8 protein-coding genes and 1 pseudogene are annotated in these 14,041 nt (G+C 72.7%); 8 read left to right on the top strand and 1 reads right to left on the bottom strand.

What is annotated here, in order from left to right; genetic code table 11:
* Positions 1–128: 128 nt before the first annotated feature.
* The 8 genes from KM933_RS33905 (at position 129) to KM933_RS33870 (ending at position 12,209) form a co-directional block, all read left to right on the top strand.
* Positions 129–917: an IclR family transcriptional regulator gene (locus KM933_RS33905; protein ID WP_260334563.1), complete on the top strand. Its 789-nt coding sequence runs from the start codon at positions 129–131 to the stop codon at positions 915–917.
* 321 nt (positions 918–1,238) lie between these two features.
* The gene (locus tag KM933_RS33900) at positions 1,239–2,324 is read left to right on the top strand and encodes an S-(hydroxymethyl)mycothiol dehydrogenase (protein WP_221359731.1); all 1,086 of its coding nucleotides are present in this window, start codon (positions 1,239–1,241) and stop codon (positions 2,322–2,324) included.
* Positions 2,321–4,837 (top strand): GcvT family protein, encoded by a 2,517-nt coding sequence (locus tag KM933_RS33895; RefSeq protein ID WP_221359729.1) that lies wholly within the window; start codon positions 2,321–2,323, stop codon positions 4,835–4,837. Before KM933_RS33900 ends, KM933_RS33895 begins: the two co-directional genes overlap by 4 nt.
* A 39-nt stretch (positions 4,838–4,876) precedes the next feature.
* Positions 4,877–6,046, top strand: a complete 1,170-nt coding sequence (gene solA, locus KM933_RS33890) for an N-methyl-L-tryptophan oxidase (protein ID WP_221359727.1) — start codon at positions 4,877–4,879, stop codon at positions 6,044–6,046.
* Complete coding sequence (locus tag KM933_RS33885; RefSeq protein ID WP_221359725.1) at positions 6,043–7,272, top strand: aromatic ring-hydroxylating oxygenase subunit alpha; 1,230 nt, start codon at positions 6,043–6,045, stop codon at positions 7,270–7,272. The genes solA and KM933_RS33885 overlap by 4 nt, the downstream gene beginning before the upstream one ends.
* A complete protein-coding gene (locus tag KM933_RS33880) occupies positions 7,214–8,686 on the top strand; it encodes an aldehyde dehydrogenase family protein (RefSeq protein WP_221359723.1) in 1,473 nt (490 codons plus the stop codon). The genes KM933_RS33885 and KM933_RS33880 overlap by 59 nt, the downstream gene beginning before the upstream one ends.
* Positions 8,687–9,024: 338 nt before the next feature.
* Positions 9,025–10,647, top strand: coding sequence for an APC family permease (locus KM933_RS33875; RefSeq protein ID WP_221359713.1), 1,623 nt, complete (start codon positions 9,025–9,027; stop codon positions 10,645–10,647).
* Positions 10,647–12,209 (top strand): GMC family oxidoreductase, encoded by a 1,563-nt coding sequence (locus KM933_RS33870; RefSeq protein ID WP_221359711.1) that lies wholly within the window; start codon positions 10,647–10,649, stop codon positions 12,207–12,209. The genes KM933_RS33875 and KM933_RS33870 overlap by 1 nt, the downstream gene beginning before the upstream one ends.
* A 59-nt stretch (positions 12,210–12,268) precedes the next feature.
* Here KM933_RS33870 and KM933_RS33865 read toward each other — a convergent pair.
* Positions 12,269–14,041, bottom strand: a pseudogene (locus KM933_RS33865) (hypothetical protein); the annotation flags it as partial.

The following is a 14,041-nucleotide window of genomic DNA, read 5'->3' as shown; positions in this document are numbered from 1 at the left end:
AGCGCTATGCGCAACAGAGTCCGCGTGGGTCGCCCCTCACGTCAAGGGCTTCCGGCAGATGCGGCTCAAACAGGGCCGCCAGGTGGTGAGAGTTGACCATGACCCGCACGCAGAAACAGGCTGATCCCATGGAGGAGACACCGGAGAGGCCGGGCAGGGGCGCGGGGAGCTCCGTCCAGTCGGTGGACCGCGCGGTGAGCGTGCTGGAGATCCTCGCCCGGCTGGGCGAGGCGGGCGTCACCGAGATCGCCGACGAACTCCGGGTGCACAAGTCGACGGCCTTCCGGCTGCTCGGAGTGCTGGAGAACAGGGGTCTGGTGTCCCAGGCCAAGGACCGCGGGAAGTACTTCCTGGGGGCCGGCGTACTGCGCCTCGCGGGGGCGGCGGCAGTGCGCCTGGACATCTCGCAGGAGGGCGTGGCTGTCTGCCGGGAACTCGCGGACGAGCTGGGCGAGACCACGAACATCGCGGTCCTCGACGACAACGCGGCGGTCAACATCATGCAGGCCCGCGGCGCCGCGTCCGTCACCGCCCAGAACTGGCTCGGCAGGCGCACCCCGCTGCACGCCACCTCCAGCGGCAAGGTCCTGCTGGCCCATCTGCCGCCCGCGCTCCGGGAAGGGCTGCTGGCGCGGACGCTGCCGCGCTTCACCGAGCGCACGATCACCGGCACGGCGGCGCTGCGCGCCGAGCTGGAGGCCGTGGTCGAGCAGGGCTACGCGTTCGCCCGGGAGGAGCTGGAGCTGGGCCTGGCCGCGGCGGCGGCGCCGGTGCGCGCCCACGACGGCAAGGTGATCGGCGCGATCAGCGTCTCCGGTCCGGTGTACCGGCTGGACTCCGGCCGGCTGCCGGAGCTCGCCGAGCGCACGGCCGCGGCGGCGGCCGACCTGTCGCGCCGGATGGGATACGGCTTCTGACGGAAACGAAGACAGAGGCAGAGGCAGAGACGGAAACGGAAACGGAAACGGAAGGGAAGCCAGGACCGGAAACGGAGGCGTGACCAGGCGGGCCGCACAGGGGCGGGCCAGGGCACATCGGGAACACGCCACGGACACGGAACGCGGCGCGGGGCCGGAAACGACCGGCCCCGCGCCGCTGTGTGCCGGGCGGGTCCCGGGCGGCCCGCGGCTTTTACCAAGGGTTAACCCGCGCCCCTTGACGGCTCCCCGCGGGCGTTCTCACTATGTCTCTCATAGCGCAACCTATAGTGCACTGCGCAACAGCAGAGGAGCCAGGTCGTGCCACACGAGGTCCGTGCCGCAGTCGCTGTGAAGAAGGGCGCACCCGTGGAGGTGCGGACGATCGTCGTTCCCGACCCCGGGCCGGGCGAGGTGCTCGTCACCGTGCAGGCATGCGGGGTCTGCCACACGGATCTGCACTACCGGGAGGGCGCGATCGGCGACGGCTTCCCGTTCCTCCTGGGGCACGAGGCGGCCGGCACGATCGAGGCGGTCGGGGAGGGCGTCACCGATCTCGGAGTCGGCGACTACGTGGTCCTCGCCTGGCGGGCCCCCTGCGGTTCCTGCCGCTCCTGCCGCCGCGGCCGCCCCTGGTACTGCTTCGACTCGCGCAACGCCGGCCGGCCGGCGACCCTCCTCGACGGCACTCCCCTCAGCAGCGCACTGGGCATCGGGGCCTTCGCGGAGAAGACCCTGGTCGCGGCCGGCCAGGCGATACGGATCGACCCGGCCGCCCGGCCCGAGGCCGCGGGCCTGATCGGCTGCGGGGTGATGGCCGGGTACGGCGCGGCGGTGAACACCGGCAACGTCGGGCGCGGTGACACGGTCGCCGTCATCGGCTGCGGCGGTGTGGGCGACGCGGCCGTCGCGGGCGCCTGCCTCAACGGCGCCGTGAAGGTCATCGCCGTCGACATCGACGGCAGGAAGCTCGACCTGGCGGAGCGGTTCGGCGCCACGCACACCGTCAACTCCCGGGGCACCGACCCGGTCGAGGCCGTACGCGCCCTGACCGACGGCTTCGGGGTCGACGTCGCCATCGACGCGGTGGGCCGTCCGGAGACCTTCCTGCAGGCCTTCCACATGCGCGACCACGCGGGTCTGCTGGTGCAGGTCGGCGTCCCGTCCCCGCGGACGAAGGTCGAGCTCCCGCTGCTCGACGTGTTCTCCCGCGGCGGCGCGATCAAGTCCTCCTGGTACGGCGACTGCCTGCCCAGCCGGGACTTCCCGTTCCTCGTCGACCAGTACCTCCACGGCCTGCTGGACCTCAACGCGTTCGTCACGGAGACCGTCGCGCTCGACCGGGTCGAGGAGGCGTTCGCGAAGATGCGGCGCGGTGAGGTGCTGCGTTCGGTGGTGGTCCTGTGAGCGCCCCGGAGCGCGGGACGCGGGACGCGGCCGGCCCGGCCGCGGCGGTCCCCCGCGTGGTCGTCGTGGGCGCCGGCATCGTCGGCTGCTCCCTCGCGGACGAACTCACCGCACGCGGCTGGACCGATGTCACCGTCCTCGAACAGGGCCCCCTGCCCGCGCCGGGCGGCTCCACCTCCCACGCGCCCGGCCTGGTCTTCCGGACCAGCCCGTCCAGGACGCTGACCGCCTTCGCCCGGTACACGGTCGAGAAGTTCACGTCCCTGCGGGTGGCGGGGACCTCCTGCTTCGACCCGGTCGGGGGCCTGGAACTGGCGACGACTCCCGAACGGCTCGCGGACCTGCACCGCAGGGCCGGTCACGCCGCCTCCTGGGGGGTGACCGGAGAGGTCGTGGACGCCGCCCGCTGCAAGGAGCTGTGGCCGCTGCTCGACGGGTCGGCCCTCCTCGGCGGCTTCCACACACCCGGCGACGGCCTGGCCCGCACCCTGCTCGCGACCCGCGCCCAGCGAGAACGGGCCGAGAGCCGGGGCGCCCGCTTCCTGGACCGGCACACCGTCACCGCGATCGAGAAGGAGGACCACGGGGACGACCGCGGCGAGGGGGGCGGCAGGGGGACCGGCAGGGTCACCGCCGTCGTCACCGACCGGGGGGTGTTCCCCGCCGACCACGTCGTCTCGGCGGCCGGGTTCTGGGGCCCGGTCATCGGCCGCATGGCCGGCGTCGACGTACCCCTGCAGCCCCTCGCCCACCAGTACGCCCGGACGAAGCCCCTCCCCGGGCTGTCCGGCGCCACCGCGGAGGCTTCGAGGCCGATCCTGCGCTTCCAGGACCGCGACCTCTACTTCCGTGAGCACACCGACCGCATCGGCATCGGCAGCTACGCCCACCGGCCGCTGCCCGTGGACCCGTTCGCGGTCCCCGGCTACGACGAGGCGCGCGCACACGGCCTGCAGATGCCGTCCTCGCTCCCCTTCACCGAGGAGGACTGGGCGCCGAGCTGGGAGGAGTGCCGCCGGCTGCTGCCCGCGCTGCGCGACAGCGGGATCGAGGAGGGCTTCAACGGCGTCTTCTCCTTCACCCCCGACGGCATGCCGGTCCTCGGCGAGTCGCGTGCGCTGCGCGGCTTCTGGCTGGCGGAGGCCGTGTGGGTGACCCACTCGGCCGGTGCCGCCAGGGCCGTGGCCGAGTGGATGGTCGACGGCCGCCCCGGGATCGACGTCCACGAGTGCGACCTCACGCGGTTCGAGGACGCCCAGCGCTCGCCCTCGTACATCAGGGAGCGGGGCTCGCAGCAGTTCGCCGAGGTGTACGACGTCCTGCACCCGCTGCAGCCGATGGAGGGGCCGCGGCCCCTGCGGGTCAGCCCGTTCCACGCCCGCCAGCGGGAGCTGGGCGCGTACTTCCTGGAGGCGGGCGGCTGGGAACGGCCGCACTGGTACGAGGCGAACGCGCCCCTCGCCGCCGGCCTGGACCTGCCCGGGCGCGACGCCTGGTCGGCTCGCCACTGGTCGCCCGTCGCGGCGGCCGAGGCGCTGGCGACCCGGGAGAGGGTCGCGCTCTACGACATGACCCCCCTGCGCCGCCTGGAGGTCACCGGCCCCGGGGCCCTCGGCTTCCTGCACGGCATGACCACCAACGACCTCCGCAAGAAGCCCGGCGCCGTCACCTACACCCTGCTCCTGGACGAAACCGGCGGCATCCGCTCCGACCTCACCGTGGCGCGCCTGGGCCCGGACCGCTTCCAGGTGGGCGCCAACTCCCCCGCCGACCTGGACTGGCTGAGCAGGCACGCCCCCGACGGGGTGCACATCCGGGACATCACGTCCGGCACCTGCTGCGTCGGCGTCTGGGGGCCGCTCGCCCGCGACCTCGTCCAGCCGCTCGCCCCCGACGACTTCTCGCACGAGGGCTTCGGCTACTTCCGCGCCAAGGAGACGTACATCGGGCACGTCCCGGTCACCGCCATGCGGCTGAGTTACGTGGGCGAGCTGGGCTGGGAGCTGTACACGACCGCCGACCTGGGGCTGCGGCTCTGGGACACGCTGTGGGAGGCGGGCCGGCCGTACGGGGTGATCGCCGCCGGACGTTCCGCGTTCAACAGCCTGCGGCTGGAGAAGGGGTACCGGGCCTGGGGCGTCGACATGACCGACGAGGACGATCCGTACGAGGCGGGGCTCGGGTTCGCCGTCCGGCCGGACAAAGGGGACTTCCCGGGGAGGCGGGCGCTGGAGGGGCGGACCCGGCCCCGGCGCCGGCTCACTCCGCTGCTGCTCGACGACCCCGGGGCCGTCGTCCTCGGCAAGGAGCCGGTGCACGTCGGCGGCGCGCCCGCGGGGTACGTCACCAGCGCGGCGTACGGGTACACGCTGGGGCGGTGCGTGGCGTACGCGTGGCTGCCGGCGCTGCCCACCGGGACCGGGGTCCTCGTCGAGTACTTCGGGGAGAAGGTGGGCGCCACCGTCGCGGACGAGCCGCTCCTCGATCCGGGGATGACCCGCATCCGGTGCTGATCACCCCGCAGGAGGGCCGCGATCAACAGGAGGTTTCCCATGTCCCCCACCTACGACGTCGTCGTCATCGGTCTCGGCGGTATGGGCAGTGCCGCCGCCCACCACCTCTCCTCGCGTGGCGTACGGGTGCTCGGGCTGGAGAAGTTCGGGCCGGTGCACGACCGGGGATCCAGCCACGGCGGTTCGCGGGTCACCCGGCAGTCGTACTTCGAGGACCCGGCGTACGTACCGCTGCTGCTGCGCGCGTACGAGCTGTACGAGGAGCTGGAGCGGGCCACCGGCCGGGACATCGCGACGCTGTGCGGCGGCGTGATGGTCGGCCGGCCGGAGTCGCGGACCGTCGCCGGCTCGCTGCGCTCGGCCGTGCAGTGGGACCTGCCCCACGAGCTGCTCGACGCGGCCGGGATCCGCCGCCGCTTCCCCACCCTGTCACCGCGGGACGACGAGATCGCGCTCCACGAGGAGAAGGCGGGTCTGGTCCGCCCCGAGAACATGGTGGCGGCCCATCTCCAGCTCGCCGCGCGGCAGGGCGCCGACCTGCACTTCGACGAGCCGATGACCCGCTGGGAGCCGTACCGGGACGGCGTACGCGTGCACACGGCCGAGAACACGTACACGGCGGGCCACCTGGTGATCTGCCCCGGCGCGTGGGCGCCGCGGCTGCTCACCGACCTCGGGGTGCCGTTCACCGTCGAGCGGCAGGTCATGTACTGGTTCCGGCCCCGGGGCGGGGTCCGGCCCTTCCTGCCGGAGAACCACCCCGTCTACATCTGGCAGGACGCGGACGACGTCCAGGTCTACGGCTTCCCGGCCATCGACGGCCCGGAGTCGGGCGCCAAGGTCGCCTTCTTCCGCCGGGGTCGGGTCTGCACCCCGGAGACCGTCGACCGGACGGTCCACGAGGACGAGATCCGGGCGATGGCAGACCATATGTCCCGCTGCATCCCCGACCTGCCCGGCTCCTTCCTCAAGGCCGCCACCTGCATGTACACCAACACCCCGGACGAGCACTTCGTCGTCGCCCGGCATCCCGCGCACCCCGGGTCCGTGACCGTGGCCTGCGGTTTCTCCGGCCACGGCTTCAAGTTCGTACCGGTGGTCGGCGAGATCCTGGCCGACCTGGCCCTGACCGGCGCCACCGATCATCCGATCGGCCTGTTCGACCCCCACCGCCTGGCCGCCGCGCCCGTCCGAGGAGCCCGCCCGTGACGTCGACCCCCGCCTCCGCCGCCACCTCCCCCGCTTCTCCTGCCGCCTCTCCCGGCCGGCCGTCACCGAGCCTGATCAGCACGCTGCCGGGGCGCTACTACACCGATCCGGAGATTTTCCGGCAGGAGCAGGAACGGCTCTTCGAGTCGATGTGGTTCTGCGCGGTCCGCAGCGCCGACCTGGCCCGGCCGGGCGCGTTCCGTACGGTCCGGGTCGGCCGCGAGAGCGTCCTGGTGACCCGGACCCGCACCGGTGCGCTGCGCGCGTTCCTCAACGTCTGCCGGCACCGCGGGGCCCGGCTCTGCACGGAGGAGGCCGGTGAGGTGCGCCGCAACCTCCAGTGCCCGTACCACGCCTGGACGTACGACCTGGACGGGAAGCTGATCGCGGCGCCGAACCTGGTGCGGATGCCGGACGTCGACCGCGCGGAGTACGGCCTGGTCGGGGTCGCGCTGCGGGAGTGGCTCGGATACGCCTGGGTGTGCCTGGCCGACGAACCGCCGTCCTTCGAGGAGACGGTGACGGACGCGGCCGTCGAGCGGCTCGGGGACGTGGCGGCCGTCGAGCGCTACGGCACGCAGGACCTGGCGCTCGGGAAACGCCTCAGCTACGACGTGCGGGCGAACTGGAAGCTGATCCTCGAGAACTTCATGGAGTGCTATCACTGCGCGACGATCCATCCCGAACTCACCGATGTGCTGCCGGAGTTCGCGGACGGCTACGCCGCCCAGTACTACGTGGGCCACGGCGCCGCGTTCGGCGAGGAGGTCAGGGGCTTCACGGTCGACGGCAGCGAGGGCTTCGGCAGGCTCCCCGAGGTCGCCGACGACCAGGACCGTCGATATTATGCGATAACAGTCAAACCTACCGTTTTCATCAACCTCGTCCCCGACCACGTCATCCTGCACCGTATGTTCCCCCTCGCCGCCGACCGGACGGCCGTGGAGTGCGACTGGCTCTACGCACCCGAGGTCGTCGAGTCGGGCGCCGATGTGTCGAAGTCCGTGGAGCTCTTCCACCGGGTCAACGTCCAGGACTTCGAGGCGTGCGAGCGCACGCAGCCCGCGATGGCGTCCCGCGCCTACCGCCGGGGCGGGGTGCTGGTGCCCACCGAGCACCACCTCGGGGCGTTCCACGAGTGGCTCACCGGCATGCTGGGAGGCAGGGATGGCCGATCTCCACATCGGCGGCGCCTGGACGAGCCCGCGGGAGGGGCGCACCCGTGAGATCCGCTGCCCGGCCGACGGCTCGCCGGTGGCCGTCGTCGACGAGGCGGACGGCCGGGACACCGCCGACGCGATCGCGGCCGCGCGCCGCGCCTTCGACGAGGGCCCCTGGCCGCGGACGCCCGCGACCGGGCGCGGCGGTCTGCTGCTGCGGGTCGCCGGTCTGCTCGCCCGCGACAAGGACGCGTTCGCCCGGGCGGAGTCCCTCGACACCGGCAAGCGCCTGGTGGAGAGCGAGTACGACGTCGACGGCGCCGAGACCTGCTTCCGCTACTTCGGCGGGCTGGTCGCGAGCGGGTCCGGCCGGATCGTGGAGACGGGCACGGAGGGCGTCGACAGCAGGGTCGTCCACGAACCGGTCGGGGTGTGCGCGCTGATCACCTCCTGGAACCGCCCGCTGCTCCGGACGGCGTGGAAGGTCGCCCCGGCGCTGGCCGCGGGCGACACCTTCGTGCTGAAGCCGAGCGAGCTGACCCCGCACACGGCGATCCGCCTGATACGGCTCCTGGAGGAGGCCGGGCTGCCCGCGGGCGTGGCCAACCTGGTCCTGGGCGCCGGCCCGGAGGCGGGCGCCCCGCTGGCCGAGCACCCGGACGTGGACCTCGTCTCGTTCACCGGCGGCCTGCGGACGGGACGCGCGCTGATGGCCGCGGCGGCCGGGACGGTGAAGAAAGTCGCCCTCGGACTGGACGGCAAGAACCCGAACATCGTCTTCGCCGACGCCGATCACGAGACGGCCGTCGACCTGGCACTGACGGCCGCCTTCCGGCACTCCGGGCAGGTCTGCTCGGCCGGGGCGCGGCTGCTGGTCGAGAACTCCCTGCACGACCGGCTCGTCGACGAGATCGTCCGCAGGGCGAAGCTCATCAGGCTGGGCGGGCCGTTCGACGACCGGGCGCAGACCGGGCCGCTGATCTCGGCGGCGCACCGGGAGAAGGTCGAGGAGTACGTCACCAGAGGGCTGGACGAGGGCGCGATCCTGCTCTGCGGCGGCGAACGGCCCGCCCGTCCTCCGCACCCGGACGGTTTCTACTACCTGCCGACCGTGCTGGACGAGTGCTTCCCGGCGATGTCCGTCGTCCGGGAGGCGTCGTCCGGGCCGGTGCTGACCGTGGAGCGGTTCAGCGGCGAGGCGGAGGCGGTGCGCCTGGCCAACGGCACGGTCCACGGTCTGGCCGGCGGTGTCCTCACCTCCGACGAGGCGAAGGCGCGGCGCGTCGCGTCGGCGCTGCGCGTCGGGACGGTCTGGATCAACGACTACCACCCGTACGTCCCGCAGGCCGAGTGGGGCGGCTGCAAGCAGTCCGGTTCCGGGCGGGAACTCGGACCCGCCGGCCTCGCCGAGTACCGCCGGACCAAGCACATCTGGCGCGCGACGGATCCCGGCCCGCGGGGCTGGTTCTCCGAGCGGTGACGAGCCGCGCGACTGCGCGATGACGAACATCGCGACCGTGCGGTGAAGAGCCGCGCGACCGTACGGTGAAGAGCCGCGTCATCGCACGGTGACGGGCGGCATGCCCGCGGCCACCGCGACGGACGTCACGCCAACCCCCGCAGAAAACAGCGCACTTCGCCACGGGATCCGCCGCTCCGCGCCATAAGATCCAGACCGCACCGGCCGGTGTGCGGTCCGGCGTCCGCCGATCGGTGCCGCGATCCCGCGCCCGCGCTCCGACGACCCCGCACGAGACGACCCCGCACGAGCCGCACCTCCTCCCGCCCGGGAGAACTCCCCTTCCCAGGAGGCCGCTCATGACCAGCACGGCACAACCGCCGCACAGACACGGCCAGGACGACTCGGAACTCACCGAGTTCGGTTACCGGCCCGAACTGAAACGCACCCTCGGCAACTTCCACACCTTCGCCGCCGGTATCAGCTACATCTCCATCCTCACCGGCACCTTCCAGCTCTTCTACTTCGGTTACGGCAGCGGCGGAGCCGCCTACTGGTGGTCATGGCCCATGGTCTTCGCCGGCCAGTTCATGGTCGCGCTCTGCTTCGCGGAACTCGCCGCGCGCTATCCGGTGGCCGGCTCCGTCTACAACTGGGCCAAGAAGGTGGGCAATCCCCACCTGGGCTGGCTGGCGGGCTGGACCATGCTGGTCGCGTCGATCGTGTCGATCGCGGCCGTGGCCCTCGCCTACCAGCTGACCCTTCCTCAGATATCCGCCACCTTCCAGTTCGTGGGCGACGGCACGGGCACGTACGACGTCGCCACCAACGCCGTGCTGCTGGCCTCCGGGCTCATCCTCTTCACCACCCTGGTGAACGCCCTCGGCGTGAAGCTGATGGCCCGGATCAACACGGCGGGCGTCTTCATCGAGCTGATCGCGACCGTCGTCCTCATCGTGCTGTTCGCCGTGAACATCACCCGCGGGCCCGACGTCGTGCTGGAGACGAACGGCACGGGAGCGGGCCACTCCGGCGGCTACCTGGGCGCGTTCCTGGTCGCGTCGCTGGCGTCCGCGTACGTGATGTACGGCTTCGACACGGCCGCCTCGCTCGGCGAGGAGTCCCTCGACCCGTCACGGAACGCGCCGCGCGCCGTCCTTCGTGCCATCGCCGCCTCGTTCGTCCTCGGCGGACTCGTCCTGCTGCTCGCGCTGATGAGCGTGTCCGGCCTCCAGGGCGACCGGCTGTCCACGGAGGGCCTGCAGTACGTCGTCCTCGACGTGCTCGGCGAGGACGCGGGCAAGGCCATGCTGTGGTGCGTGTTCATCGCGGTCACCGTGTGCGCCCTGGCCGTGCACACGGCGGCGATCCGGCTGGCCTTCGCGATGGCGCGGGACAACAACCTGCCCGCCTCCGCCAGGCTGGCCGAGGTCCATCCGCGCTTCCGGACCCCGATCCTGCCCGCGGTGGTCATCGGTGTCCTGGCGCTGGCGATCCTCCTGGTCAACATCCGCCAGCCGCAGATCTTCACCGTGGTCACCAGTATCGGCATCATCCTCATCTACCTCGCGTACCTGCTGGTCACCGGGCCCATGCTGGTGGCCAGGGTGCGCGGGACGTGGCAGCCCGCGGGCGAGGGCAGGTTCTCCCTGGGCCGCTGGGGGCTGCCCGTCAACATCGTCGCCGTGGTGTGGGGCGCGGCCATGATGCTCAACCTGATCTGGCCGCGCGCCGCGGTCTACAACGCGACCGCTCCGTACCACTGGTATCTGCGCTGGGGTGCCGTCCTGTTCGTCGGCATCGTGATGGGCGGCGGTTTCGCCTACTACTGGTTCGTGCAGCGCCACCGCACCGGAGTCCTCGCGGAGCACCGGTACGCACCCGCCGGGCCGCCGCCCGCCGTCGCCTCCGATTCCGGCTCAGGCTCCGATTCCGGCTCCGATTCCGCTTCCGCTTCCGCTTCCGAGGGGGTCAGCTCCTGATGGACGAGACCGAGTTCGACTATGTGGTGGTCGGCGGTGGCACGGCGGGCAACGTGGTGGCCGCCCGGCTCTCCGAGGACCCGTCCGTCACGGTGTGCGTCCTGGAGGCGGGGCCCAGTGACGTCGGCGACGACGCCGTCCTGAAGCTGGAGCGCTGGATGGGGCTGCTGGAGTCCGGCTACGACTGGGACTACCCGGTCGAGCCGCAGGCCGGCGGCAACAGCTTCCTGCGGCACGCGCGCGCCAGGGTGCTCGGCGGCTGCTCCTCGCACAACTCCTGCATCGCCTTCTGGGCACCGGCCGAGGACCTGGACGACTGGGCCGCCGCGGGCTGCACGGGGTGGAGCGCGGCCGACCTCTTCCCGCTCTACCGGCGGCTGGAGAACAACGACGCCCCCGGTGAGCACCACGGCCGCACCGGTCCGGTGAAGCTGCGCACGCTGAAGAGCGACGACCCCTGCGGTACCGCCCTGCTGGAGGCGTGCGCCCAGGCGGGCATCCCGACGACCGCGTTCAACACCGGTCGGACCGTCGTACGCGGGGCCAACTGGTTCCAGATCAACTCCGACGAGAACAACATCCGGCAGTCCTCCTCGGTCGCGTACCTGCACCCGGTCCTCGGCAAGCGGCCGAACCTGGACGTGCGCACCGGGGTGCGCGCCAAGAGGCTCGTGCTCGACGGGCGGCGCTGCGTGGGCGCCGAGTACCTGGACCCGGACCTGATCCGCACCCGGACGGTACGGGCCAGGCGTGAGGTGATCGTGTCCTGCGGCTCGATCGACAGCGCGAAGCTGCTGATGCTGTCCGGCATCGGCCCCGCCGGGCATCTGCGCGAGGTGGGCGTCGACGTGGTGGTGGACGCGGCCGGCGTGGGCGGGAACCTCCAGGACCACCCCGAGGGCGTCATCATGTGGGAGGCCCGGCAGCCCATGCCGACCACCTCCAGCCAGTGGTGGGAGGCCGGCATCTTCTACGACACCGAACCGGGGCTCGACCGGCCCGACCTGATGTTCCACTACGGCTCGGTGCCGTTCGACATGAACACCGTGCGGTGGGGCTATCCGACCTCGGAGAACGCGTTCTGCCTCACACCGAACGTCACGCGCGCGAAGTCCCGCGGCACGGTGCGGTTGCGGACGCGCGACCACCGGGACAAGCCGCGGGTCGACCCCCGCTACTTCACGCATGAGCACGACGTGCGGGTGATGACGTACGGCCTGCGGCTGGCCCGGCGGATCGCGGCGCAGCCCGCGCTGAGCGGGTGGGCCGGGGCCGAGCTGGCGCCGGGACCCGGCGTCCGGACGGACGACGAGCTGCTCGACTACATCCGCAGGACGCACAACACGGTGTACCACCCGTCCTGCACGGTGAAGATGGGGGCGCAGGGGGATGCCTCCGCCCCGCTCGACCCGCGGTTGCGGGTCAAGGGGATCGGAGGGCTGCGGGTCGCGGACGGGTCGGTGATGCCGGATCTCGTCACCGTCAATCCGTGCATCACGACGATGATGATCGGCGAGAAGTGCGCCGATCTCCTGAAGGAGGATGCGGGCAGCGCCCTTTAGGGGCGCGGGGAACTGCGCGATCAGCCACGGACGGCCCGCGGTCCGCCACTTCCCCGCGGTCAGGGAACGCTCGGCGCGGGCCGCCTGTACATGCGGGTCGCCGTGATCTCCGTGTGGGACGCCTCCCCCGCGGGGGTCTCCTTCGGGAGGCCCGGGCGCAGGTGTTCCTCCACGCTGATGTACTTGAGGCCCGCCCGCAGGTCCGCGTCGTTGCGCAGGCGGATGACCAGCGGGAACTCCGCCAGCGCCGTGGTGTCGAACAGGCCGGTCGTGTAGAGGAGCTGGACGCCCAGCGCGTCGGAGACGGCGCGCTGCAGCTCCAGCAGGTACGTCGCGTTGGCGCGCCCGATGGGGTTGTCCAGGAACAGGGTGCCTGCGTGTCGGTGCCGGTCCCGGCCCCGGTCGTTCGAGCGCAGGGCGGCCATCGTGCAGTACAGCGCGATGGCCGCGGTGAGCAGCTGGCCGCCGGAGAACACGTCGCCCATCTGCCCGACGGGGACGCGCTCGGCGCGCAGCACGGCGTCTGGCTTGAGGATCTCGACCGCGACGCCCTTCGGGCGGAGGGCCGCGCCGACCCCTCTGAGCAGCAGGGACATCCCGTCGCGGCGCAGGTCGGAGTTCTTCTTGACCGCCGCCCTGGTCGCCTCGTCGACGACCTCGCCGAGCCGTTCGGCGAGCGTGGCCTGGTCGGGCTCCTCGAAGCGGATGCGCAGGAACTCCTGCCCGGACCACTCCCCCAGGCCCTCGGGGAGGCGGGACAGCCGCTGCGCCGACCGCAGGGTGGCGAGCGCGGACTCGACCAGTCCGCGCAGCCGGTCCACGATCGAGTCGCGGTTGCGCTCCAGCTGCGCCAGCTCGTCGGTCAGGACCCGCAGCCGGGGCGCGAAGGCGTCCGCCCACTTCTGGGCGTGCTCGGGCAGGGCGGAGGCGGGCAGCTCCCGGATCTGCCGGCGTGCGGGGGTGCGGACCTGCTCGTAGCGCGTGGAGTTGGCATGCCGTACGAGGACGTCGCTCGCCTCGCGCACGGCCGCCTCGGCGGCGGAGAGGTCTGCCGCGCAGCCGCGCAGGGAGCGGCGCGCCTCGGCCGCGGACTGCCTGGCCTCTTCGAGCGTGCCGGGGTACGGCTCGGTCTCCTCCGGCTCGTCGTCCGGGTGCTCCCGCAGGAGGTCCCGGAGCAGGGCGGCCGTCTCGTCGAAGCCGCCGGCCGCGTCCTCGGCGGCGCGGTGGGCGTCGAGCAGCTCGGTGTGCGCCGCGCGCGCCTGGCTCAGCGCCTGTGCGCGGGAGGCGAGTTCGCCCGTCGCGGTGCGGAGCAGGCCCTGCGCGTGCTCCATGTCGCGCGGCACGAGGTCCTCGGGCAGTTCGGTGTGGGCGTCGCCGTCCTCGGGCGCGTGCCGCTCCGCCTCTCCGCGCAGCCTGCCGAGCTGTTCGCTCGCGGTCGACACCCGGCCTTCGAGGAGCTGGACCAGCTCCTCGGCGCGGGCCGCGGCGGCCTGTCGGGAGGGGCCGTCGGAGCCGTCGGTGGACTCCAGGAGCTGGGCGGCCCGGGTGCGCACCTTGTTGGTCAGCCGGTTCAGCTCGGTGAGCGCCGCGCTCTCGTCGCTCTCGGCCCGGGCCTGCTCGGCGCGCAGGTCGGCGCCGACCCCGACCTTCTCGTACAGCTGGGAGGCGGCCCGGTACGCCTCCCGGAGCGCGGGCAGCGAGGACTTCGCGGTCCCCGGTTCCGCCTCCGGTACGTCGTCGGGGGCGCCCGCGGTCTCCGCGCGCTCGGCGCGCAGCGCGCGGGCGGTCCGGCGGGCGTCGTCGGCGGCGCGCTGGGCGCCGCGCCGGTCCTC

The sequence above is a fragment of the Streptomyces beigongshangae genome (assembly GCF_019710745.1).
GTDB lineage: Bacteria > Actinomycetota > Actinomycetes > Streptomycetales > Streptomycetaceae > Streptomyces > Streptomyces beigongshangae.
The sequence above is the reverse complement of the archived record's forward strand: the minus strand, read 5'-3'. Positions and strand labels throughout refer to the sequence as shown.

Excerpts from the sequence above, each read along its gene's own strand:
- KM933_RS33905 (WP_260334563.1), top strand. The coding sequence starts at position 129 with ATGGAGGAGACACCGGAGAGGCCGGGCAGGGGCGCGGGGAGCTCCGTC.
- solA (WP_221359727.1), top strand. The coding sequence starts at position 4,877 with ATGTCCCCCACCTACGACGTCGTCGTCATCGGTCTCGGCGGTATGGGC.
- KM933_RS33880 (WP_221359723.1), top strand. The coding sequence starts at position 7,214 with ATGGCCGATCTCCACATCGGCGGCGCCTGGACGAGCCCGCGGGAGGGG.
- KM933_RS33875 (WP_221359713.1), top strand. The coding sequence starts at position 9,025 with ATGACCAGCACGGCACAACCGCCGCACAGACACGGCCAGGACGACTCG.
- KM933_RS33870 (WP_221359711.1), top strand. The coding sequence starts at position 10,647 with ATGGACGAGACCGAGTTCGACTATGTGGTGGTCGGCGGTGGCACGGCG.